General features: G+C 55.2%; 6 protein-coding genes and 1 pseudogene. All 7 read right to left on the bottom strand.

From position 1 onward, the window contains the following. Positions 1-498: 498 nt before the first annotated feature. On the bottom strand, positions 499-4,152 hold the full coding sequence (locus P3S72_RS12765) for an Eco57I restriction-modification methylase domain-containing protein (RefSeq protein ID WP_276197605.1): 3,654 nt from the start codon (positions 4,150-4,152) through the stop codon (positions 499-501). A 959-nt stretch (positions 4,153-5,111) separates the two neighbouring features. Continuing rightward, positions 5,112-6,076 (bottom strand): annotated as a pseudogene (locus tag P3S72_RS12760) (DUF4113 domain-containing protein); the annotation flags it as partial. 569 nt (positions 6,077-6,645) lie between these two features. Next, positions 6,646-7,980 carry a TolC family outer membrane protein gene (locus tag P3S72_RS12755; protein ID WP_276197927.1) on the bottom strand — a complete coding sequence of 445 codons (1,335 nt, stop codon included), beginning with the start codon at positions 7,978-7,980 and terminating at the stop codon, positions 6,646-6,648. Positions 7,981-8,036: 56 nt separating this feature from the next. Then, positions 8,037-9,461 carry an HlyD family type I secretion periplasmic adaptor subunit gene (locus tag P3S72_RS12750; RefSeq protein ID WP_276197604.1) on the bottom strand — a complete coding sequence of 475 codons (1,425 nt, stop codon included), beginning with the start codon at positions 9,459-9,461 and terminating at the stop codon, positions 8,037-8,039. A gap of 3 nt (positions 9,462-9,464) precedes the next feature. Continuing rightward, a complete protein-coding gene (locus P3S72_RS12745) occupies positions 9,465-11,624 on the bottom strand; it encodes a type I secretion system permease/ATPase (RefSeq protein ID WP_276197603.1) in 2,160 nt (719 codons plus the stop codon). 26 nt (positions 11,625-11,650) lie between these two features. Beyond that, positions 11,651-25,525 (bottom strand): S8 family serine peptidase, encoded by a 13,875-nt coding sequence (locus P3S72_RS12740; RefSeq protein WP_276197602.1) that lies wholly within the window; start codon positions 25,523-25,525, stop codon positions 11,651-11,653. Between the two features lie 45 nt (positions 25,526-25,570). After that, positions 25,571-26,215, bottom strand: a complete 645-nt coding sequence (locus tag P3S72_RS12735) for a DUF1629 domain-containing protein (RefSeq protein ID WP_276197601.1) — start codon at positions 26,213-26,215, stop codon at positions 25,571-25,573. Positions 26,216-26,725 lie beyond the last annotated feature (510 nt).

The raw sequence follows: 26,725 nt of genomic DNA, 5'->3' as shown, positions 1-26,725 counted from the left end.
CGCATTGCGGGGCTTTTGTATGAATCTTGGCGGGAAACCAGGGATTCGAACCCTGGGAACGCTATTAACGTTCGCCGGTTTTCAAGACCGCTATGCAAACTCCAGCGGGCCGAGACCCTGAGGGCTCGCGGAGTTCCATTATTCAGCAGTAGCGACCAGGCTGGACGCCCCATTCCACAAAGGGTACGTTTTTAGTTTTGGAACTGTTTTCACCCCTCCCCAGCTTCCTGCCGACCGAACATCCCCCCCAATGCATAGCTATGTAAAATCCGCCTCCGTTTACTAAATCAGCGGACCGAAATTTACATAGGAAGGCTATTTTCGTTCCGACTCCGACGCTCAAATTTTGACTTGACTAATGGTTGAAGAAATTTACGGAGCAAACGAACTACCTTTCGCCCCGTTCATATTGGCGCGCAGCTTCAATTCTTACGTCTTCGCTCGTACAATTTTCGCTGCAGACTACCCACGAAATTCAAGACGAGCCATACAGACAAACTAATCGATTAATTCTAGTTCGTACCTCTCATCTTGCTTTAGCTTTACGCCTTCAATCATATCGACTTCTTCCTGCGATAAGTCATATAGCGCGTAGAGGATAGAACTTATCTTCTTTTCCAAATCCGAGATATCTGCATCGTAGCTCTCCATCTTGATATCTAATATACGATCCACCAGTTTAGCGATTTCGCTTATTTTTACAGAATTGACAGGAAGAGGGATCGAGTTGAGCATCTCTTTCGTGAAACTAATACCGCCATTATAACTAGCAGATCCATACTTGGCTTTAATGTAAAAAATACTCAATGGGCTATTTAAGATGGCGCATGCGTATTTCAGTACATCATCGTCCGCGGACGCCAGGACAAGAGTCGTTTTCCCGGGAATCATCTCACCCCGAAGATCGAGCGTTGCATCTAGCAAAGTAAGGCCTTTTACAATAATTTTCTTAGCATCGCACTTTATCTTATAGGTATTTGTAAAATGTACTCCGAACTCAATTCGACTAACTACCGGCCTCAAGTATTTATCCTTAAGATAAGTCATCGGTTTGACGTCCCATCGTGATATGTACTTCCCTAAAGTACCGGTGTTAACCATCGAATAATCTTCTTCCGAATTAAAAGCACCGACACATTCTCTAACGAACGGTTTTAGCTTGTAGGCATCAGAAGTGGCACATGCGCTTTCGCATTTAATCATATTACCCAAGCGATCATGAGTCTTGTCGAGCCGATAGATGAAGGAGTAATGTGGCGACAATAGCGGATCCAAAGAGAACGGAGCAGCCAGGTCAGTCTTCAAAACTTGATTGAGAACAGTAACCCCGCCGTTTGCCATGGATGCTGCGGTTACTGTCTGTATTGACGTATTTGATACCTGTGTAATTATTGAATCGACCAAAGCGCTATCAAATACGTCTCGACCTAGCACGATTACCTGCTCGATACCGTTGATATACCGATTCCTAAATTCGTCGCCGAACGATTTCGAAAGCCACTTATCTGGTGTAATGTAGGACATGGTTCCGGTCTTTTTCATAATATTCAAGGCGAGCTCCATGAATACGATGTACAAATCCCAATTTCCTACTGCACAGGCATAATTATCACTGAGATATTCGCGCAGATTATCATGTCCGTCCTTTATCATTTTCTCAGAGTCGATATAGGGAGGATTTGCGATCACTGCGTCGAATCCGATAAAATCACCGTTTTCGTCTAATACTTCAGGAAATTCGAAACGCCATTCGAACGCATCACGATAAATTTCCCCGCTATCCAGAAACCTGACTTGATCGTGCAGGGTTTTGACCTTGCCAACCATCCCCGTTTGTTTCTCTTTGTGTTTCTTTGCGATTTCGTAGTCCACACCAAACAAATCGACCTGGCCATGCGTCGCGTCGATAGCCAGTCCCTGTAGGTCCTTTCCTAATCCTTGAAACCCAAACAGCTTGACGTACTCTAGCAACTTGCCACTTAGTGCTTTATTTTTTGAGTGACGATCTTTCAAGGTCTGGTTGAATTTTTCCTTTATCTGCACGATAACAGCCAAGACGTCGTGTTTGCTGCCAACACTTTCCTTGTATTCTGTGACCGTGGCTTTGTACTTTAAAATTTCCGCCTTCGTGTTTTTATCCTTGATATCATCCGTCAGGCCAAAGCGATGCACGACTGAATTTCCGGTTTTAATGTTTATATCAATATTTGGCAATGTCACCAGTTGATATTTATCATCATAATAACTATGCTTCAGCAACTCTATCCAAAGTCGTAATTTTGTGATCTGCGTACTATTTGGATTTATATCAACACCAAACAACTGGTTTTCGATAATGCGTTGCTTTTCCTGGAAGAGAGCCTTTTGCAATAAGTGATTTGCACTATCAAAACTGGCCGGGCGTTTGTATTCGAACCATTCATCATCAAGACTTACATGTAATTCGTCGTTGAGCAAATCGAGCCGCATACCCTTTTGTTCAAAAAGACCCAACTCGTATTTAATGAATACGATTTCGTTGAGCACGGATACAAGATAGTGTCCGCTACCGACGGCAGGGTCACAAACCGTTATTGTGTCGATCACTACCGATGCAAGAGTGCGGAAAGACTCTTTGTGGCTACGCTTATCACAATAACGCTTTAATTCAGCCCACGTTGCATCTTTCAGGTCATCTACAAACTCCGCCTTGAACCGCTCCAAAACGGTTTTTTGCATGAGCTGCCTTGCCATAAACATCGTGACAAAACTAGGCGTGTAAAAGCTACCATCCTTGTAACCATTGATTTTCTCGAAAATGAGACCTAAAACTGATGCGCTTATGAGTGTTTTAGTATCGTCCCTGACCTCATCTGTACCCTCATTGCCGAAATCATAGGCACTAAGAAATTCAAAAAGATAATCTAACGCGTTGACATCCCCAGACTTTCTTTTGCTATGCTCGTTTTTTAGCACCGTCTTTTTATAATAAGTGATCTGCGCGTCAGCCGAAAGTAAACCAATCGTAATACCTGTTTTTTCTTCGGGATTAATCTCAAACAAGGAGCTATTCAAATAGGGAATATAGTCGAATGCCTTAGATTTCCGCTTACTGATTGGCTTTGCAAGCACCTCGAAAAATAACTCTTCGAGCGCGCTATACTGGGATACCTTCTCACTATTCAAAAACTTGTTGCCTACATTATTGGTCCATTTAACAATCTGCGACTCAAGCAGTTTCAAGAACAGGATCCGGTTAACCCAAATGATAATCAACTTTATCACAGTATCAAAGTCGTTTAACTTGTCGTGCTGACCAAGCTTGTTGGTAATATTTTCAAATAGCGAACCGTTTTGTCGTTGCTCTGCGCGACGGATAGTTTTTTTAATTCCGTCTTCCTCTAAGCCGATCAGGTACAGAAATTCGTTGTAGAATTCGCGATTCAAACGATTGGCATCGTTCGGATTGAACGATTTGGTTAGGCAATCGGCACTCAATAATTTGAAGATTGCGATCAAATCTTTTTCGCTTTTTACAGATTTTATTTCAAAGTAGCAACACTCGATACACTCTTCATCGAGCAGGTCAACCTTCAGGTTCTCAATTGCTTTCTGCAGCTCAAAATAAAACTCTTTAGTGGTGACCCCCAGAAGCGACGGATTTATGTGCGCCTTATATAATTTTTTTATCGTTGTATTTTTCCAGAATAACTGGTCGAAATCCTTGGCATCGAAAATAAACCAATTATAAAAATCAGTAATAACAATATGACAAAGAGCCTGGTTACCTTTATCCCGCTCGCGCATGAAGTACAATATCGACTCTTGGAATGCCTTCGTATTGACGTTTGCGCCGGAAATCATTTCCAACGAACCATGCTTCTTTGCCTCGAAAATCACTGCAGGCATGCTGCTATGTACGATAGCCAGATCGATACCACTTTGCCCTTTCTGACTATATAAGGTACTGACGAAACCAAGTGACTCAATGAAAGGCTTCAAGGCATTCGAAACGATATTAGGCTCACTTTGTTTGCCAGCATGCTGCGCGTCAACCGCAGACTTGTAATTAGAAAAATTAGTTTTGAATGCCTCGAATCCTGCAGCCGAGACGTTTTTTTTTGAAAGCAATGGGTTAATGAATTCACGTGGTTTTTTGATCTTGAGCTTCATGGGTTACCCATTGAAATAAATAATATCTTCCAGCGAACCCTTGCCCTTAGCCAACCCAAGGCGCATCGCTGGTGTTTTCCCGTCTTGCCCAGCAAGGCAATAACTGTAGAACACACGAAAAACTCCCTGCTCCTACAGCCGGTCGTCAGGTATCGCACTTCTCGCGCGCATCGACCAATGTTTGTAAAAATATTACCAGTACGAGGCAGCACCGTGGACATCGATGACACATCCGACTGGCTGGGGGTGCCCTCGCTCATCAAAAACTGCAAACAACATATGATCCTGCTCGAAAACGAGATCGACGATCTGAATCGGCAGCTACGCTTGGCCCGAGAAAACACTTTCAGACTCGTCCAGATGCACGCTTAAACATAGAGCGAGCAGGATAGCACCAGCGCTGCCGACAGAGTAAAAGCGGGGGATCGCTGATGGCAACGTCTCAAACGGTGTCGCGTTGCTGGTGAACAATTTCTTTGTGGGCGTTTTTTCAATGTGCATGAAGCATCTAACACAGCTTGATGATGCTGACGCAACGCACCATCTCGTCAGAGACCCCTTAAACTTGTGCGAAGCGCATCCTGGCCAAGAGGCGCTCGGGTGTCTCCTCCAAGTATATGAGTTTTCGCCGTGTTCGACCTGCCGCAAGCGAGCAGTAAAGGAGTTAACCGACGCGAACACCGCTCCGGCCTGGGTGCTTGTAGAGTCGGCATTCGACGCCGATCCCGAAACGCGGGCACTCGCCCGTGCAGACCGGACCTTTCAATTAGTCTTTATTACTCTCGGCCTACTGTGTAAGCAAAAGCTGGATCGATTGGCGTTTCGACGATATGAAAAGGAAGGGATCTATTCGAAGGACTGATCGTCCGCTTGTGGCAGTTTTCTGCCTGTGCTGCCCGGCAGCGGTCCGTTCCTCCGTGGCGGTATCACGCTAGGCTCAAGCACGCCGAAAGATGCCGTTATTTGCATGTGATCGACCAAAGCTGATCTAGCTTGGTCGTGTAGCTCTGGCTCATCATCTCCCGACGCATGCCCCAATCAGGATTGCTCGGGACACTCGCAGCACGAAGCGTCCCCCTACCCCACCGTCCATTGATCTCGTCCAGCACCGCCATCACCCTTGTCGCCTCAGCCGGCTGGGAAGTTGCGAACAAATCATCCGTGTATTCACCCGGCTGACACAGATTCAGCAACATGACCTCTGCCTTGCTGTAACTGAACCCAGGACGAAACACACGATCAAGCGCGTCCACGGCCGCTGTGGTCAGCAGCCTAACGTCATCCGTCGAATATGGCAGATCCACTACTACTCCATTTGCGTACTTGGCCTCATCGGGATTGAACATCCCGGTACGGATGCTGACCCGGATCTTCTTGCACAGTGACTTCTGCGCCCGAAGCTTCTCCGATGCCCTCATCATGTAGGTGGCCACGGCCTCTCTTATCGGCGGCAGCTCCTTCAGCCGTTTGCCGAACATTCGGCTGCAACAGATCTCCTGTTTCGGCGGGTTCGGCTCGTCCAGATCCAGGCACGAAGTACCGGCAAGCTCACGGGCAGTCTTCTCGATCACCACACTGAAGTTTTTGCGCAGCGACCAAGCATCAGCTTTGGCCAGATCCATGGCCGTCTTGATACCCATGGCATCCAAGTGCATTTTCATACGGCGACCCACGCCCCATACCTCGGCCACGTCCGTGTTGCGAAGCACCCAGTCGCGCTTCACCGGATCACAAATATTCACGACTCCGCCGGTCTCGGCCTGCAGGCGTTTTGCCGTGTGGTTCGCGAGCTTAGCCAAAGTCTTGGTCGGAGCATACCCACGCCGACCGGGATACCGGTGCAACGCAGCACCTGGCTGCGAATGCGCCGGCCGAGCAGGTCAAGCCCTTGGATACCTGTGAGATCGGCAAACGCCTCATCAATGTAAGGGTAAGTTGTATGCCTGTGGACACGGTGAAGTCCTTGAAGTAAGAGGCGATCAGTAGATCGACGTATGTCCATGGTTAACCAAAATTTTGGTGATAATACCCCTCCTTTCGCTCAGTATGATGGACTCAATCATCGAGGTCTTTCTTGAGGCACTTTTGTAAAGAAAATAATTATGTTCTGCTGTCTTCAGCGCTTCAGAGCATTGCTCCAAATTGGCACCAAACGGCTTAATTTGGATTCGGCTTGAGCTTTGAGGCACCGCTGACTTAATTTACCATTAATTTCTATGGGCGCTTTACAGATGAAAATCGAGATAGAGCAATTACCGTTCGATACAGACTGGCTGGTAAAGCTGGACACTTGCGTTGTGCGTTTTCGCAACAAGCGTCAAGCGCTTGTATTTGTTGAGCAACTGCAAGTGCGACTCGACGCGCCACATAATCTTCCAGCAAGCTACTCCGAGACATCAAAAGATTGCGTCCCCGGCACTCAGGGTCAAGATCTGCATTGAGCGGTGTCGGTATATCCTAATGTCCGATTTCTATATCGTCAGACCATGTTACTTATTGGCCGTTCACGTGTTGTGATTTGAGTTTTCCATCAAAGCACTGTGCCAAGATACCTATGTCCACATCCGAGAGCTTGCCGGCCAGGAAGCGTACTTTCAGCCAAGACGTCAGGTAGGCATAGCGCGCCTGGGCCAGATTGCGTAGCGCATCGTAATAGCGCTGCTCAGCATCCAGAATATCGGAGTTGACGCGCTCCCCGCCCGCAACGCTTTTTTTCATCGCCACGGTCAATTCCTGAGCCGAGTTTACGGCAAGCTGAAACGCTCGCATTTTGGCAAAGCTACTGTTGTACAGATTGAATTGCTTGCGCAAATCATTCATCACCTCATTGAGCTTGGCGTCATTCTCATAGCGCAGCCGGCCACTGTTGTCGACGGCTTGTCCCACCGCCGCCGATACACCACCACCGGCAAAGATCGGTACGCTGACCTGAATACCCACACTGTTAGTGACGTAGCGCTGATCATAAGTAGACTCCGAACTCGATTTCTGGCGCCCCGCCGTCGCATAGAGACTGACCTTAGGCAAATGGCCGGCGCGCGCTTGTTCGATCTGCTCGTCTGCGGCATCTAATGCGTAGCGCAACGAGGCCAACTCCGGATTGTTGAGCAGTGCAATGTCGCGCCAGGCCTCAAAACTGTTGAGCTCCAACGGCAGCACTTCAAACGTCTCGGCCAATGGTGCTAGGTCTTGGGCAGTCAGGGGTTGACCGACCATCGCAATCAGATCTCTTATCGCTGCATCAGCATTATCCTGTGCCTCAATCTCTTGGGCCTGCGCCAGATCGTAGCGCGCCTGCGTCTCCAACATATCGGTGCGGGTGCCTTCACCCACTTGCAAACGCCGTCCATTGAGCTTCATCTGCTCAGCAAAGGCACGCTTCTGGGCCTGGGCCAGTTCGATCTGATCATTGGCATACAGTGCCTCGGTATAGGCTTGAGTGACGCGTACCGCAAGTTCCTGGCTGCGGCTTCGAAAGCGGGCGTCGGCATGGTGCGCCTGGGCCACCCCCCGGTAGTAACGCGAGATCGCTTCATAGTCGATAATCGGTTGCTCCAGCGTCAACGAAGACGAATAACTGCGGTAGCTACGATCGGTCGTGGTTGCACCGAAAAAACCAGGCTGGGTGACTTCGGATTCATTACGGCCGCTCTGGTACTGGAGCGACAATTTCGGCAGCAACGCAGCCCGACCGATCGCTCGCTCCCCAAGACCCGCATCACGCTCCTTCATCGCAGCGTGGTATGTAGGGTCGTACTCCAGGGCCAACCCGTAGACCTCCATCAGGCCTGTGGCATGGTTACTCGCTTGGCTTTCGAGGCAGAACATGGCAAGCGCCAGAACCGTCCAACGCCATCTGCCGCTGACGCCAATCCTGTTAGTCATCAACGCTCCCGAATACTTTCACTGCCGTACTGCATCAGGGGATCGAGGAAATACTCAATCACTCGACGCCGGCCTGTCTTGATCTCGGCGGTCACGGCCATGCCCGGCGTTAAACGAATGTCGGCGCCTTTGACGGTAATGCTTGAGCGTGCCATGGCAACCCGCATGGAGTAGATAAGGCCGCGTTTTTCGTCATTGATCGCGTCGCTGGACACCGAAGTCACGGTGCCCGGCACGATGCCGTATTTGGTGTAGGGGAAGGTCTCGATCTTGACTTCGGCTTCCTGCCCAGGCAGCACGAAGCCGACATCTTTGTTCTCCAGGAAAGCCTCGATCTCCAGGACCTTTTCTTCCGGCACCACCAGCATCAGCGGCTGAGCTTCGGTTACTACACCGCCTAGCGTTCGCACAGCCAACTGCTGAACAGTGCCGGACACTGGCGCGGTCAGCCGAGTCAGGTGTTCGGACTGCCGAGCCTTGACCAGATCCTGCTCCAACAAGGAAATATGCTGACTGCCTTCGTTCAAGCGTTCGAGGCTGGCGTGCCGGGCATCTGCCCAGAGGGTTTCACGCTGCTGTCTGACCTCTGCAATAGAGGCTTCGATTTCCTTCAAGCGACTGCGCTGTACCGCCAGGTCCGACTCCTGCTCGATACTTTCGCGCTCACGTTCCAGATAGGTATTGCGCGCCACGTATTGCTCGCCAGCCAAATCTTTCATGGCCTCGGCACGCTGGCGAACGATGGGTGAGGTTTTCTCCAGCTTACTCACCAGGGCCAGCGTTGAGCGATGCTCGGCCTGCCGGCGCGCCAGTTCTGCATCAATGCCGAACTGCTTGGCCTGCATTGCCGAGAACTCCGCTTCTACCAGGCGCTGCATATCCGCCGAGGCGCGAGAATCGACATTGGTCTGCGTCAGCATAGGTTTGCGCTTTGCGTTAATCGCCGCGAGCATGGCTTCGGCGCGTGCGACCTGCAGAGTCCAGGTCTGTAACTCGTTGACGAGGCGTTGCTGTTCGGCCCCAGTGATAGTGCTGTCGAGTTCAATCAGCAAATCCCCTGCCCGCACGAACTGCCCTTCGCGCACATGGATGGCTTTAACGGTCGCCGTACCAATGGGCTGTACCACCTGCGTCCCTTCGCTGGGAATGATCTTGCCCTGGGCGGTCGCCACGATGTCCACCCGACCGAAGACCGACCACAATACCGCCAATACCGCAAAAGCAATCAGCAACCACATTGCCACTCTGGGCGCTGGCGATACCGCCTTCTGCTGCAACGACAAGGCCGCTGGCAGAAACTCCGCCTCGTCAGCTGAATGCCGCTTGCGCTCCCAGGATTTGCGCTCGCGCCAAGCGGCCGCCCACACACTGGCATAGCGCTTGTGCAAATCGCCCCAAGCGCTGAAAGTCTGTCCCCAAGCCATGCACTACCCCTGTTGCATGCGATGCAGGGCCGCGTAATGCCCCTGTTCTCGTTGGATAAGTTCGGCATGCGTGCCTTGCTCGACAATATCGCCGCGTTCCATGACAACGATGCGATGAGCATCCTTCACCGCTGACAATCGGTGGGCGATTACCAGCACAGTCCGGCCTTGGCTGATCTGGCGCATGTTCTGCTGGATGATGCGCTCGGACTCATAGTCCAGCGCACTGGTGGCTTCATCGAAGATCAAGATGCGAGGGTTGGACAGCAGCGCCCGCGCAATAGCGATGCGCTGACGCTGACCGCCCGACAGCGTTGAACCCTGCTCGCCAACCATCGTGTCGTAACCTTCGGGCAACTCGGCGATAAATTCGTGGGCTCCGGCCAACTGCGCCGCCGCGATGACCTGTTGCAATGGCGTGCCGGGATCGTTGAGGGCGATGTTCTCGCGAATGCTGCGGCTGAACAGAACGTTTTCCTGAAGCACCACGCCGATCTGGCGGCGCAATGAGCTGGCGTCAATGGTCGAGATGTCCACGCCATCAACCAGAATGCGACCTTGTTCCGGCTGGTATAAGCGCTGCACCAGCTTAGTCAGGGTGCTTTTACCCGAACCGGAGCGACCGACGATCCCTACCGTTTCCCCCGCCTTGATTGCCAGGCTCACACCCCGCAACGCAGGCTGTGCACCTGGGCGGTAACGAAACTCGACCTTGTCGAACTCGATTGTGCCACGCACAGGCGGTAATGCCGGCCTGGGGGTATGCACTTCGGTACGGGTATTCAAAATATCTCCCAGCCGCTGCATCGAAATGCCCACCTGCTGGAAGTCCGCCCATAGTTGCGCCAGGCGCATCACCGGGCCTGCGACATTCCCCGAAAGCATGTTGAAGGCAATCAGTTGGCCGACAGTCAACTGCCCATCAATTACCAAGCGCGCACCCAGCCACATGGTGCCGACGGTGACCAGTTTGCTGATCAGTGTCACACCGCCGTTGGCAACGGTACTGATGGTGGTGGTGCGAAACCCGGCTTTGACGTAAGCGGCCAACTGGTTGTCCCACTTACGTATCCACTGCGGTTCAACGGCGCTGGCCTTGAGTGTCTCCACACCGCTGATGGTCTCCACCAGGAAGGACTGGTTCTGCGCACCACGGTTGAATTTCTCGTTCAACCGCGCGCGCAAGGCCGGCGTAAAACCCACGGACAAGAGGAAATAACAGGGCAACGAGACCACCACGATCAGCGTCAGCCAGACGCTGTAGTAGGTCATGACGGCCAGGAACACAATGGAGAAAAACAGGTCCAGTACCACCGTGATGGCGTTGCCGGTGAGGAAAGAACGGATGTTTTCCAACTCCCGCACCCGCGCCACAGAGTCGCCTACCTGACGGGCGCGGAAATAAGCCAGCGGCAGGTTTAACAGGTGTCGAAACAATCTAGCCCCCAACTCCACGTCGATGCGGCTGGAGGTGTGGGCAAACACATAACTGCGAAGCCCGTTGAGCACCACTTCGAATGTGACGACCGCCAACAACCCGACCGCAATCACATCCAATGTCGTGAAACTGCGGTGCACCAACACCTTGTCCATCACCACCTGAAAGAACAGTGGTGTGACCAGCGCAAAGAGCTGAAGGACGAAGGACACAATAAACACTTCCAGCAGCAACCGACGATACTTGACGACGGCGGGAATAAACCAACTGAAGTCGAATTTCGCCAGGTCGCCGGCGATGGAGGCGCGAGAAGCAATCAGGATCAATTCGCCTGCCCAGCGTTGTTGCAACTCTTCCAGGCTCAATTCACTGGGGCCTGGTTGACGAGGATCCTGGATCAGCACCTTGTCGGCGTCATGCCGTGCCAGGATGAAAAAATTACCCTCTCGGTCACAGCCCATCGCCGGCAGCGGCGTGGTAGCGAGACGCTCGATTCGGGTGGTCAGTCGTCGAGCCCGCAGGTCGAGTTTCTTCGCTGCCAGTAACACTTCAGTCATGCCAAACCGCTGAGCATCGCCGCGGAACTCATGGGCCAATTGGTCGACATCAACCGCCACCTGGTGATAGCGAGCGAGCATGGCCAGGCAGAGAAGGCCGGTATCGACAACGTCCTCGCCTGAGGGCGTACTCCCACCGGCGCCGGCCTGCTCATCGATTTGTTTCATGGGCCGTGGATGTTCGGGCTCGCCCCTCATTGCCAGTTCGCCGCGATCACGGGCGCCAGGGCTGTGGCGTAAGCAGGTGGCAAGGTCGTTTGACCACTGGCTGGAGGCGTGAAGGCTGCCATAGCATTGACCAGATTTTCGACCTTGGTATCCAGAAGGACTTTGGAAGTGACCTGAATTTTCTCTACGTGGTGCTGAGCGCCCAAGTACCAGTCATCCACTATCACCTTGTTAGCGGTGCCGATCACGCTGATCTCCAGGTCATCGGCGACATGGCGAAACCATAGTTGATCAGTCGTGGCGACGCCTCCGATCGCTGAGAAAAATATGTTGTCGGTATTGCCCACTGTGGCATCGTTTTCAACGATATGGTCAACACCGAAATTATTTACAAACGCATATCGGTCATCGCCTGTGCCACCGGCCAGGATATCGTTGCCCCCAAGACCGTTGAGAATGTCGTTGCCACCACCACCGCTTAAGGTGTTGGCCACATCATTGCCAAGCAAGGTGTTTGCGCCATCGTTGCCAGAGGCATCGATCGCCGCATCGCCCATCAACGTAATCCGCTCGACATTCTCTGGCAACGTATAGGAGACATAGGCACGGACCAAGTCATTGCCCTCATTGGGCAGTTCGACAACCTTGTCTCCGACGCTGGAAACTTCGTAGGTATCGTCCCCCGGTCCACCGATCAAGGTATTGCGACCGGTGCCACCCGACAGGGTGTCGTTGCCTGCGTTACCAATCAAGGTATCGTCACCGGCGCCTCCTGATAGCGAGTCGGCCTCCGGCCCGCCTACCAATGTATCGTCGCCGTCATTAGCGTTTGGTGGGGGAGGCACGCTCTGCCAGTTCGCATCGAGTACTGGTTTCAACACCGCCATAAGGCTGCTGGGCATGAGCGTCTGCCCTTCAGTCGGTGGCGTCAGCTTGGCCATGGCCTGGACCAAGGCCTCGACCTGGTCCGCCTGGAGGATTGCCCCCGCAGCGGTCTGGAATTTTTCAACCTGATATTGCGGCCCAAGATACCAGTCAGTCACCCGCAGATCACTATCGGTACCAATAATGGTGATCTTCAGGTCGTTCTGCTGGCGGCTGAACCAGAGCTGGCTGGTAAGGATGGCTGCACCAAAGCGAACGATATCGGTATTACCAGACGTCGCGTCATTTTCAATAATCCGATCGCCGTCGCTGTCCCGGCCGATCAAGTAAGTATCGTTGCCAAGCCCGCCGATCAAGGTGTTGTAGCCAGCGCCGCCCGACAGGATATCGTCGCCGCCACGGCCTTCCAGCGAGTCATTGCCGGCACTGCCGTACAAGACATTGACCTGGTTGTCACCGCGCAATTTATCGTCGAACTGGCTGCCCTCCAGGTTTTCGATATTGAGCAAGGTGTCGCTGCCCGCCCCCCCCGTGGCCTGGATTGCGCTCAAGGCAAGATCGACCACAATGCCGCCCTTAGCCTTGACGTAAGACACCGTATCGCTGCCTGCGGCACCGTCAATCACGTTGTCCCCGGCTCCAGCATCAATTCGGTTGTCCAGAGAGTTACCCGTGAGACTTGTCTTACTCGTTGCAAGTATCTGCACGTTCTCGATGTTTTGCCCCAGAGTGTATTGGTCGACCGACAACAGCACGGTATCCACCCCGCCATCGGCCAGTTCAATCACTACATCGTGGCTGTTCTCCACGACATAGGTGTCATCACCCAGCCCACCGCGCAAAATATCAGCGCCGAGCCCGCCATCGAGCCGGTTGTTCCCGGCATTGCCGGTCAATACATCGTCAAAGCGGGTGCCGATCAAGTTCTCGATGGAGATCAAGGTATCGCCGCCGGAGCCACCGGTCTGCTGGGCGCTGGTAAGGTCCAGGCTCACCACCACGGCCGAGGTCATGGTTTCGTAGCTGACGGTGTCGTTGCCGCCCGCGCCATCCATCACGTTGCTGTCCTGGCTCGCGTAGATAACGTTGTCCAAGGCATTGCCGGTCAACCAGGTCGTGCCGAGTTGCAAGATACGCGCGTTTTCAAGGTTGTCAGTCAGGGTGTAGCCGACCAGCCAGGAGTTGACAGTATCGATACCGGCATTCAGGTTTTCAACAACCACGTCGCCTGAGTTCTCGACTACATAGGTATCGTCACCATTATCGCCGGCCATCCAGTCGGCACCACTGCTGCCGTCGAGCACGTTGGCCTTGGCATTCCCCATCATCGTATCGTTGTAGCCACTGCCAATCGCATTATCGATGTAAAGCAGCTCATCCTTGCCAGACCCACCTGTCACCTCTGGTGCGTAGTGGTCAAAGGTCAGGTTGAGGGTGATCGCCGACTTCGCATACTGATAACTCACGGTATCGTTGTTAGACACGTCACTGGCGGTAATGCTGCCAGTAATGTTGTCGTCCCCATCCCCTGCATAAAGGACGTTCGCCAACGCATTGCCCCAGAGGTACATACCCGTTGTCCCAAGGATGCGCCCATTCTCGACATTCTCTGGCAGGGTGTAATGCGGCAATGGGACCAATGCTTGGGAAGATAAAAAGACCGTATCGGTGCCAGCATTGAGTGTCTCAACGATCTTGTCGTCGAGATGATCCACGTAGTAGATGTCATCCCCCCCCGTGCCCTGCATCGTATTGGCGACCGGAGTTCCCTGGGGCGGCCCTTGCACCACGCTACCTGGCGGCACACCGGCGGCCGAAAGCGCCGAACGCAACAACGCGTCGTCAGGGACTTCAAACCCGACGTATGGACTGAACGTCGGGTGCGCCGCCCGATAGGCAGCCATGGCTTGTACCAAGCCATCAATCTGGTAAAGCGCTACACCGTCACCCGCCAGAATGCGCTCAAGTCGATTGGTTTGCTTGGCGTACCAGTTCCTCAGGGTGACCCGATCCTCGGTGCCCAAGACTTCGACGAGCAAGTTATCGCCCGAGCGACTGAACCAGAGTTGGCGGGCATCGACGTCATTACCGAACAATAACGTGCCTGCCGGAGGTGTCATATCAACCAGCCCATTGATGATCGTGTCCTGGCCATCGCCGCGGTTGAACACATACATGTCATTGCCGCCCCCCCCATACAGCAGGTCGTTTCCGCGGCCTCCGCTCAGCGTGTCATCGCCCATTCCGGCGTTCAACAAGTCATCGCCGGACAGGCCGTAAAGGACATTGTTGCCCGCATCGCCATGCAGCTCGTTGTTCAGCCCGTTACCCGTTAATTGCAACCCGGCCCCCATGGACACCAGGGCCTCGACGTTCGCCGCCAGTTGCAACACGCTCAAGGTGGTCAGGACCGTATCGTAACCGCCGTCGGCCGCCTCAATGACCGCGTCCGGCCCGTCAAGCACATACACATCATTGCCGCCCAACCCCACCAGGCGGCTACCACGGCCGTTGCCTGACAGACGGTTGCCCACGTCGTTGCCCGTCAGCGTAAGGGTGGCATTGCCGGTCAACTGGCCATTTTCGATGCTGCCAAACTTGCCCAGGTCCAGGTCCACTGCAGCCTGGATCGTATCGCTGCCTTCACCGGCGTTCTCGTGTATTTCACGGGCCAGATTGGCATCGTCCCAAACGTAGGTATCGTCACCGACACCACCGGCCAGGTAGTCACGCCCGGTGCCACCCACCAGTGTGTCATCCCCTTCGCCGCCATAGAGCGAGTCGTCGCCGTCGCCACCATAGAGCTCGTCGTTGCGGGTATTGCCATACAACACATCGTTGCCACTACCGCCATACAGACGGTCATCAGTGTTGTAGCCGCCCGAGATGACGTCATTACCACCACGCCCATACACGATGCCACCGGACAAAGGCGCCATGAGCTGGTCAGAGACCATGGTCCCGACCGCCGGTTTGTTATTGGAGCCAAACCAACCGTTAAGCCGTGTGGTTGAATCGAAGAAACGATCAAAAAAAGTGCCGTTGGCGCCCATCACATCCGCCAGCACCAAGTAGCTGGTAAAGACCGAGCCATCAGCCCGGGTCTTTTCAAAAGTGAGCAGGATGTCACTGGCTATTTCGTTATCCCCCGATACGGGGATCCAAGCGTCCAGAGAGTACTTGCCATCCTTGGCGCGCGTCGGATCGAGACGGCCCAGTTGCCAGTCATGACGATTGTTGGCGTCGTCGCGCAACAGGCCCACCGTCTCGGCATTCGCTCCCCGCTCCACGACCCTGTCACCGCGATCCATCTGTACGACCGCAAAGCCCAGGGTTTCCCGATCAAACACATAGGTATCGGCACCCTCGCGGCCTCTGGCATAGACATTGCCGCTCAACTGGAAGGTTTCGGAAGCCGCCGTGCCGATATTGAGATTCGCCTCGGCCATGGGGCCCTGGAGATTGCGCACACTGTCGGCCAACATATCCACATCGGCCAGCCGGATACTCGGGCTGACATTTCCCGCCGCCGAAATCAACGTGCGCACCGAGACGGTGGTGTCGTCAAACACAATGGAGTCGACCTGCAGCTCTCCATTCGCGCCTTTTTCAACAATGATGTCTGCGGCCAAAGAGCTCACACCGCCTCCCGAGATGATCAGCGCCCCATCCGCCAGAACCTGCACCGTGACGTCTTTGCTCTGATAGCCCTCCATCCGCAGGCGATCCAGGCCATTGGCCCCCGCACCCGGTGTACCGATCAGTGCAATGACCGTCATGCCACCGTCCCCCTTGCGATACAGATAGGTATCGTTGCCATCGCCGCCGTTCAGGTAGTCCCGCAATTGATAGGCGTCGCTCGGTGACGGCGAGCGGGTAGCGTCAGGGATGAGTGAACCGTCAGCGTGATAGACCGGATTGGACCAGCGCTCCGCGTAGAGGGTGGTCGAGGTGTCGCGCTGGCGCTTGCCACTGGTCAGCCAGGTGCGCTCCAGGTACGCGCCGCCCCCCCACAGCGTGTCGTCGCCACCGTTACCCAGCAACACATCCGACTGGCTCACCACATCTCTGTAGGAGGTTGAGTCCAGCAACGCATATGACGGAGCAATGCCATAACTGACTTGACTGGCCGAGAGGTCATTGGCACCGGAGGTATAGTCGTACATCGACGATGGGCTGCCAGGTGCTGGTAGCTTGATATTTCCCAGCCGGAAACTGACCCGCCCTTCCAGATACTCTGCGCCCTCGGCGCCCATGACCATCGACGATTTTCGGCTGCTAGCCAGGTTGAATACCTGGTTCAGGTAAGAGTTCGTTGCAGAGCTGACGGTGTAGAGCCCCTGCTGGACGGGGTCCACGCGCACCATCCGGCCCTGGCTCGCCAGCAATGCACCGAGGTCCATGACCTGGGCCTTGCCCTGGTCGTCAAGGATCGAAGCGAAGGAGATATTCTTGACGTTGTTGTGCTCCACGCCCTCGGCGAAGTAACCCACGATATCCACCGTCATTTTGCCGTCCCGCGACTGCACACGCAGGGTGTCGAACGACAACAGGCTCTGACCGCTCTGTGGCTTGAACCCGAACCGCAACGAATCGCCGGTTTTCTCCAGATAACGCTGCAATTCTGTCGCTGCCTCCCGGGGCAACTCCCCCTGGTTGCCGGTCACATAGCCTTGCAACGGATTGCCGATCCGATAGAAGATCAGATTCTCAGCGGTATTGCCCGAGACCACCAGCGTGTCTTCACCGTCGTTCTGATAGGAACCGCGAATCACCATCGCACCATTACTGGCCAGGTATTTATCGTTGCCTGCGCCGCCATCGAGCACAGCCCCTGAGCCGCCTGCCGCCAGGTCGTCGCTGCCCTCACGCCCTACCACATGCCAATAAGCCGCTTCAGTGGGAAGAATCGGCCCGCCATACAGGTGATCATCAGCAGACGTGCCGGCATAGGCGCTGAGCTTGGTCTTGTCACCGATCAAACCGGTGTCATACACCGCCACCCAGCCGAAATCCACAGGGACGTAGCCATCATCCTTAGGTTCAAAGTCCCGCAGCTTCTTGCGCACGCCATTGGCAAATACCACAGTGGTGTCATCGGAGAAGTCCTTGAGCGCCAGGGAGTTTTTTCCCCAGGAAATCTTCCCGCGTACTTCGTGGAACAACTCGAATTTGACCGCCTCCGGATTCAGGTCGGTGAACAGAATGGTGTCGACCGCCGACAGTGCCCACACAGTATCGTTGCCAGATCCTGCGCCAACACGGATCGTGTCGGTGCCGGAACGTGCAATGATCACATCGTCCCCGGCACCACCCTCGTAGATATTGATTCCGTCACCGCCGATCAACGTATCGTTGCCCGCGCCACCATACAGTTCGTCATTGAATTCACCGCCGTAGAGCAAGTCGTCTCCATCCTCGCCGCACAGCACGTTATTGCCCGCGCCGCCGGACAAGCTGTCATTACCGACGCCACCATAGAGTTTGTCAGCGCCCGCACCACCCGCCAGTACATCGTCACCGGCATCGCCGCGTAGCTCATCATCGCCGGCGCCCCCCACCAGGGTATCCAGGCCCGCGCCACCGCTCAGCCGGTCATCGCCGTCGCCACCGTCGAGAACATCGTCCCCGGCACCGCCGTCCATGATGTCCTTGCCTGCGTTGCCTTGCAGGGTATCGTTGCCGCCGCCACCATACAGTGTGTCGTTTCCCGAGCCCCCCAGCAGCAAATCGTTGCCAGATTCGATACCGGCCAGGTCATCGCCGTAGATCAGTGCCCCCGTGCTGCTGGCAGTGATCACATCATTGCCAGCTCCACCGATCAGCGCGTCGTTGCTGGTCGATACGCTAGCGAGCATCTGGATGCGATCATCTCCTGCGCCGCTGTCGATCCGGTTGCCACCTGCCAGGACATACAGCGTATCAGCACCGTTGCCCGTATCGATGGTCAAGCCGTTCGCCTTGCGGGCGAACACAATGTCATCTCCACCCAGGGTATTGAAGGTGTTGGCGCCGAGGCGCTCCTGCACAATGACGTCCGCCCCTTGGGTCATGGCTTGACCATTGAGCAGCAACGCCGGACGCGAGCCACCCTGGAACTGGAAATTGCTCGGCAGCAGGTCGATGTCGCCAGCCGCCAGGCGGTCGACACTGAACGAGAATGGCAGCGCCAGGACCACACGCACTCCGTCGCTGTTGATCAGGCTGATACGGGCGGAGAAGGTATTGGCGTCACTGCTTGAGAAGGTCGCCGTCGTCCTCAATTGCAGAGTGCTGGCGTTGAGAAACTCCACAGTATCCTGGCTTTCCAGGTCAGCGATCAGCGAAGTCTTGTAACCAGCCGCAAACACAAACCGGTCTGCGCCCGTACCGCCGTACAACAGGCCGCCATGGGTGGTCAGTATGTCGTTACCCGCTCCGCCCCACAGAGAGCCAGAGCCGGTCAGCGTGTCGTCGCCCTCTCCGCCCTCCAGGGTGCCACTGCCCATCAGGACATCCTTGCCCGCACCGCCACGCAAGATGGAACCGGGGCCAGCAATGCGCACGCCGCCCACTGCATCGTTAGCCAGTAGGACCACTTCGGCCCCCACATCCGTTGCGCCTTGCAGCGTATCGTCGCCTTCATCGCCGGACAGGGTATCGCCCCCTGACAGGTCGATCAGGGTGTCATCCCCCTTGCCACCTTCAAGGATGTCACCGCCCGAGCCCCCTTCCAGTCGGTCATTCCCCTTGCCACCATCAAGGATGTCATCGCCCGAGCCCCCTTCCAGTCGGTCATCTCCATCGCCTCCACTCAGTTTGTCCTGGCCAGCACCACCGTATAAAAAGTCGTTGCCGGTCCCGCCGTCGAGTACATCGTCGCCGCCATTACCCGTCAGGACGTCGTCCCCACTGCCGCCGAGCATCCATTCTGCCGAGTCGTCGCCAACCACCTCGTCATCACCGCCGCCAGCATTGAATAGGCGGCGACTGCCTGTAAGGGCCTTCAGCCATTTATCCGACAAGCCCACCGGGGCGCTGACCAGGGAACGCCCTACTAGCATCAGGTCATCCCCTTCGGTGCCTTGCGGCCCCCAAGTCACGTCTTGCACCTCAAACCAGTAAGCCAATCCCTCCAGGGTGTAGGACTGGCCGTCGACCAGGTACAGGTTCAGCAGGCTGCCGTCAGGCTGGCGCTCCTGAATCAGAGTCGGGTTGAAACTCACCCGGTCACCATTGTGATAAGACACCACGCCGCCACTGACCACGCCATTGAAGTAGACACCGTTCTCGGTCACGGTCAGGCCATCGCGGGAGTAGGGTTTCTTGCGGCCCACCACCGGAATCGGCGACACATAGATAACGTTCTTGGTCGTGACCACACCGGATAGCGGATTAATCTTCACTTCACCGCTGGCTGACATCCAGTTCAGTTGGGCATCGGTCAACACCTGATTGACGCCCGTCAACACGACACTGCGCGTGCCACCCTGGCCCTGGTAGCTCAAGTGCAAGCCGTCAGCCTGCACGGCCTGGCTCACGTTGCTGGTGCTCAGGCGGTTTTTACCACGCAGCACCAACGAGTCACCGCCGGCAAGGCTGAAATCAACAATGGTTACGGTGCCGGGGCCATCGTCCTCAACCAGAAAAATGTCCGCTTCGGTGCCTCCGGTTAAGCAGTCGCCCATACCGCCCATCAGCAAATCCTTACCCGCGCCGCCGTCAAGGGTATCGCTGCCCTGGCCGCCCTCCAATCGATCCTTGCCTGCGCCTCCCATCAAGGTGTCATTGCCACGGCCGCCGACCAGTGTTTCGTCACTGTCCGAACCCTGCAGCGTATCGCTGCCGTCTGTGCCCACCACTCGGTCCACACCCGGCATGACCGTCAAGGCGCGGCCATTAACCAAACTCGCTGTAGTGCCGGAAAGATCAATGCGTACCGCACTGCTGAGCGCGGCGGCGTTCAATTCGCTGGGGCCGGATACCGGATCGATCCGCCAGTTGCCGGCATACTCGTCGGTCAGCACATAACGCTTGACGCCATCCTGGGAAGTGCCAGCCACTTGCAGACTGGCACGTACCCCACCCAACCCTGCGTTACCTGCGGCCTTGTCTTCTATAACCAACTGCCAATTTCCGTAGGTATCCTCACCCCGGAACTGCACGCTCATCAGGTCCACATCCAACAGGGTCGCCCCCGCGGGATTGGCAATATGCCCTGTCAGGCCAGGTCTATCCAATAGCACGCTGCGGGAGCCGGACGGAGAAATGAGCGTTACCACCAGATCGCTCCAGCGCGTATGGCCCACACTCAGGTGCAGTAGCGCTTGCTCGGCCCCCACGTGCTTGTCGACAAAGAACGACAGGGTCCTTTGCTCCATGTCCGGCAATGCATCCGCCTGCGCCGCCACGGAGTTGGTGTATTCGGCGGTGGAGGAGCCCGGCGTCCAGGTTTCTGCCATGCGCACGGCAGCGGACGCATCGACCATGCCGAAGCCGAAGTCGTCGCTGAAGTGCATGCCGACACCGTTCCAGCCGAGGTCTCGGTTATTCGACCAAGTGGTGCCCGAGACGGTGCCGGTGCCCATATCCTTGCGGGCCGTCAAGGCCAGGATCGTCTGCACGTCTCGGTAGGTCAGCTTGGCGTTGGCCTGCAACATCAGCGCGGCGATACCCGAGACAATGGGCGCTGCAAATGATGTTCCCTGCGTCTCTGCGCTGGTGCTGCCGATCTTGTTGCCATCGGCGGTCTCAACCTGGACGCCGGATGTCATGATGTTGGAGGCTGGTGCAGACACCAGAATATTGGCGCCGCGATTGCTGAATGGCCGGGATGGCTGGGTACTGCCACCCACATTGCCAATCAGGTTCACCCCGCCAACGGTAATGCTGTATTCGTTGCTAGTCAGCGTGCTGAGCCCGGCGTCATAGCCCTTGGCACGGTCATTCCCGGCGCTGTACACCATGACAGTGCCAAGACCCTGACGGCCCTGTGTGGCCGCGATTCGCTGGGCGGTAAACTCCGCCTGGGTTTGCATCAATAGCGCGGGGTCACCTGCGGTCAGGCCGGCGTACCAACCAAACTGATCAGGGTTGCTTTGCCCCCAACTGTTGTTGACGACGTCGTAGTACTGCATCGACATCAGGTCTTCGCGAAAACGCGCCACCGTCGCCGTCGGGTTGGAGAACGGAATAAACCCCTTGGCATCCAGCGTCGCATCGTAGGCAACGCCCACGCCCCCAATGCCATTACGAGCCGCGCCGATCACACCGGCAACCATGGTCGCGTGCGTCGCATGTACCCGGGTGTCGTTGAAGCTGCCACTCTTGTTGGCAACCAGGTCGGGATGATTGAGATCGGCCACCTGGCGATCCGACGCAAACTCACCACTGGGTTCAAGCACCAGCACCTTGACGCCCTTGCCTGTGTATCCGCGCTCCCAAGCGGCTCCGACACCCACAGCGCCCAGGTACCATTGCTTGACGTAATCCGGATCGCTGGGAGCACCCGCGGGCACCAAGAGCACTCGGGCTTTCATCTCGCCTTGCAGGGTACTGTCGCCCGTGTTCGCGATGATCGGTGCTGCGTTGCCCTGTGCATCGTTAACGCGGTAGCTGAACTCAATCGGTCCGTTGTAACCAGCCGTCGGGGTGAACGTCACGCTCAGACGATCCGAGCTGAGTCGGACCGTTCCACCGATAGCGTCGCCAACCCAATTTATATTCAACTGAGCCGCATCCAGGTGCTGGAAATCCAGATCGTTGGCTAAAAGGCTCGCCACGGCGATAGTCACCGGGCCGCCCGCCGCTACGGAAATTTGGTCGTCCACGGGCAGCGGAGCATCCAGCCCGAGCGCCAGGGCGGTCATTGCTGTGCCGGATTTGAACGCAAAGCTTTCGACGTTGTTCAGCAGCATCGTGCCGTCACGGTCAGCGACCAGGTCGGTGATCTGATAGGCACCGCTGGCGGTGCGAACAAAACGGTATTGCGACAGGCTGCCGGACAATTGAATCAGGTCGATGCCGGTCCCACCGTCGATGACATCGTTGCCACCCGAACCAGTAATGATGTCGTCACCGGCGCCGCCATCAATGAGGTCATCCCCAGCGCCACCGTCAAGCACATCGCCGCCGGCCTCACCAAACAATTGGTCATTGCCACGGCCTCCACGGATCAGGTCATCGCCGGAACCACCATAGACAATGTCATTGCCATCCTGACCGGACAGCGCATCGTCAGCGCCGCCGCCGCGGATGTAGTCATCACCGGCAGCGCCTTCGATAAAGTAGTTATCCGCACCGCCACCGATCAGCACATCCGCGCCGTAGCCACCGTAGACCACCTCGATATTGGCCTGGGACAGGTTCAGGGACACGCCTCTGTCGTCCGCGATCAACACCGTATCGATGCCAGCTCCGCCATCGATATCCACCTGGCGGTCCCAATGGTCAATGACCAACAGATCGCTGCCCGCCCCACCCTGAAATTTGTCGGATCCTTGGCCGCCGATCAGCCAATCATTGCCTGAGGTGCCGATCAGCGTGTCGTTACCCACGTGGCCGATCGCCTGGGTCGCGCCGCTACCATTGAGGTCCAGGCGCACGCCCAGCGCACTCTTGGCGACCAATGCGGCTTGCTCGCCGAGTACGGATTTGTCGACACCAGCTGCATACGAGGCAGTCACCGGTTTGCCCGAAGGTGCATGCGGCGAAAGGTCAACATCCCAAAGGGTACGGGTCGTCCCATTGGTGTAGGTGGCAACTACGCCTTTGACATTAGTTTGCCCGGCCACCGCGCCTGAGATTGGCGTCAGGTTGATGGATTGGATTCCGAGATCTGCCAGGCTGGACAGCTCACCAGCGCTGGCGTAAGCATCCTGATTGCGATCGGCCCACAGCCGCAGTGCGGACCATTGTTTGTCCGTAGCATCCAGCTTGCCGTCGCCGTTGGAGTCAAGCGTTGCCAGGGCTGGACGAACTCCGGCGCTTTGTGCGGTCAGGGTAAAAAGTTCGGTGCCATTGGCGATACGACCATCGCCATTGCGGTCCAGGACCAGAACCGGATCTGTGGAAGCGGTCCAAGGCAAGCGCTCTGCGACACCGTCGGCATCAAGGTCGAAATCTATCTGCCCCACGCCGATGCGCACACCATCACCGCCGCCATCGAGCACAATCGGGTCGGTATCCGCCACCGTATCGGCAGCCTGCTTGGCGTCCAATAGCGCCGCGACGTAGTCACTCTCGACAACCCACCAGCCATCGGCACTCACCCCACCGTTGGCATTGGAGGCATTTTCACCCACCAATATCGTTTGAGAGCTGTTTAATTCGAATTCTCGCCCGTCCGCAAACTTGACTGTGCCCACTTGGCCTGCATCGGGGGTAAAACCAATCCAGTTACCTTGAGCATCAAAGTACAGCGTGGCGTTGTAGCTCTTCCCGTTCTGAGTCACTACCCCATGATTACCGCTGGCCGGGGTAGGCATCTCCCAGCCCATCCCCTCTTCACCCATCGAGCCCGCGCTTTGGGTCTGGGCCCGCAGCGCGGCCATCTGTGCAGCTAGATCGTTGACACTGCCATTACCGGGACGGGTGCCACCGGTCACCACGTTGCTGGGCGAGACGAATTCGATACCGTCACGGTTCACATAGCGCTCAAGCATGGTCGCCGCGTAACCCGCGCCAGACTGCAGCAAACCCTGTCCGCCGCCGGTACCGCCAAGGTTCAGGTTGGAAGGATTGAGCGTTGAGGGATCGGTAGCCACATCCAGAATGCTGCCGTTGTGGTTCGTTGAGCCATTGAGTTGATTGGAAAGCCAGGTCTTGAGCTGTTCCTTGTTTTCTTTATAGGCCTCATAGGCCGGTGCCTGCTCGATACTGTCGGCGAAGGTATTCAACTGTTGGATAGAGCTGTCATTCGGATAGAGCTGACCGTACAGGCGGATCACGCCGATAATGTCTTCGCCGGACAGCAGCAAATCCCACGCGTGCTTGGCCCAGCCAAACGGCAATGCCAGGCTCACGCCAATATCGAACGCCGCCTCGCCAGCCACTTCACGCAGCGCCTTTTCATCGAGTTCAAGACCCAAGGCCTTGCGCGCGTCATCGAACGAAACAGGACGATTGAGCTCTGCGGCCATCGCCTCTTGCTGATGGAAGACCATGGTGACCAGCCCGGCCGCAGTGAGTGCGACAATGGCGGTGCTGTGGCCTTTTTTTACTATTCCGACTGATTGGTGTATTTGAGCCTTGGCGAAGACCGAAGGCGCTAAAGCCTTAATGCCTAGTTGATTATCCATGGCCTTGGCGACATCAGCGCTGGAGGCAAAGGTTGAAACGTCCAGCGCGCTTTTAGAGCCAGGGGTGGCATCCAGAGCGCCAGCGCCTGCATGTGAGCCTGGGGCAAACTGACTCCCGGTAATATAGGCTGGGTGGCTGGTGATGGCGGGGTTAAAGGTTAACGTATCAACATCGAAGAACGTGTTGGAAAACTTCGCCCATAGTTCAGTTGACGTCGCATCCAAGCGACTGCCATCTGAGGTATGAAGTTTGAGCCCTGAGTTGGGGTTTACCAGCTCTGTTTTCAAAAACGCGGTATAACCATGAACCACTTTCGCCTGCGCCGTTAGCCAGCCGACTTCTGATCCGTATACTCCCCAATTACCCGACGCCTGTAACGCCAGGTACTTTTGATCGAACGCTTCGAAGATACGCGCTTGATCTGCATTGTAGCCACTGTGATACCCGGTATGTGCCGCACCGCCTACCACATCGCGATTAGTTGCGGTGGTCGCAGTTTTACCATCAATCGTCTGGACCAAAGCAATGCCATTGGTTTTAAAGCTAACTTGGTCCCATAGACCTACATTATTTTGCAGCGCTTGAAGGAACTCAGACGCCCTAAACGTTTCATTCGCTATTACATGATGACGCGCATAGGTAACAGCATGATCACCATCCGCGGCATGCACATTTACTGGAGATAATGTTTCAACATCAACAAAATCAAGCTCTTTTAGGTTTAGATTGGCGGCCATTCTGATTTCCCTATCAATATATGAAGCCAATCATAGAGATCGGCGCTAACCGTTAACCACAACGCATTTCTTTATAATATCCCATCCAGTCATATGTTCTTCCTCTATACGGCTCCACAGTTTGTCTGAACAAAAGTACCCTGTCACCAGTCGATCTGGATGGTCCACTGTTTGTCCAAAGCTACTAGGCAACTTCCAAAAATGATGCCCCTCGATAATTCGTGCATCCAGTGTACATACAGCTGATTTATCGTGATCGAAACGAGCACTCCTTTCGTAGCCTTCTCTTCCGGCCCCTTTGGTAAAAGTTGTTTTTTCAACAACCACTGCATCCAGACCAACAAGACCAATTATCAAATAATATGTTCCGTATGTTTTCTCATCAGCGTCTTGTTTGAAGCTACGAACCTCAAGAGGAAAGAAGTCATGCCTGCCTGGTTCAAGCTCTTCCAAAATATCGCGTAAACGTTGGCATATGAGAAAGGGGCCTATATTCCACCCAATGATTTGCGGTACTCCCCCGCCTTCAAGCTCCGTGACTCTCAGAACTCTTGGAATAGCAGCTCTTAGCTCGCGAGTGAGTTGATCCCCCATCACAATCATTGCCCTCAAGCGCCCTTCAATTTCCGGCTCAAAGATTTTCCCCACAGACTGTCCAGGCTTTGAAGTTAATCCAACTAAATACGCCATACTCTTTCCTTATCGATACCCACACTCGGGATAGTCCAAATCTCGGGGTGCCAAAGCCTTAAGCAGCAACACCGACAATTTTGCAGTGTGACTGACCCTCCTGCCTCCTTCAATGGGTGCCTTCGAGAGAGCAAAGCGGTTGAATTCTTGACTCCGCTTGCCCGCATCATCGCCTTCACAGATGAAGTTCAGGTTACTCAACCCCACGAAACCAGATTTAGCATTCAGTCGCCCCGAATCAATATCGTCTAGCCCCCAAATACCCAGTATCGGCACCGTTATATCTAGACGGTTTGCGATCCGCTTCTCCGAACCACGTCACAAAAAATTCACAATGCACACAGCGCCAATCGAGAATCAGTAAGTGTCACGCCTACATCGAACGCAGCACAGCCTCAAGGTCACGGGTGAATATCGGACGTGTAATCGAGCGTTTAATTAGGCGGCCAGATCGTTGACATTTCCATGCTGATCACCCTGTGTTCTCTTGCTCGGAAAGTGAGCAGAAGC

The organism is Pseudomonas sp. D3, from assembly GCF_029320995.1.
GTDB classification, from domain to species: Bacteria; Pseudomonadota; Gammaproteobacteria; order Pseudomonadales; family Pseudomonadaceae; genus Aquipseudomonas; species Aquipseudomonas paraveronii.
Note: the sequence above shows the minus strand (reverse complement) of the source record. Positions and strands in the feature narration are given on the sequence as shown.

What these genes read in the sequence shown, in the direction of transcription:
- P3S72_RS12765 (WP_276197605.1), bottom strand. Translation starts at nt 4,152, where the DNA reads ATGAAGCTCAAGATCAAAAAACCACGTGAATTCATTAACCCATTGCTT.
- P3S72_RS12755 (WP_276197927.1), bottom strand. Translation starts at nt 7,980, where the DNA reads ATGTTCTGCCTCGAAAGCCAAGCGAGTAACCATGCCACAGGCCTGATG.
- P3S72_RS12750 (WP_276197604.1), bottom strand. Translation starts at nt 9,461, where the DNA reads ATGGCTTGGGGACAGACTTTCAGCGCTTGGGGCGATTTGCACAAGCGC.
- P3S72_RS12745 (WP_276197603.1), bottom strand. Translation starts at nt 11,624, where the DNA reads ATGAAACAAATCGATGAGCAGGCCGGCGCCGGTGGGAGTACGCCCTCA.
- P3S72_RS12740 (WP_276197602.1), bottom strand. Translation starts at nt 25,525, where the DNA reads ATGGCCGCCAATCTAAACCTAAAAGAGCTTGATTTTGTTGATGTTGAA.
- P3S72_RS12735 (WP_276197601.1), bottom strand. Translation starts at nt 26,215, where the DNA reads ATGGCGTATTTAGTTGGATTAACTTCAAAGCCTGGACAGTCTGTGGGG.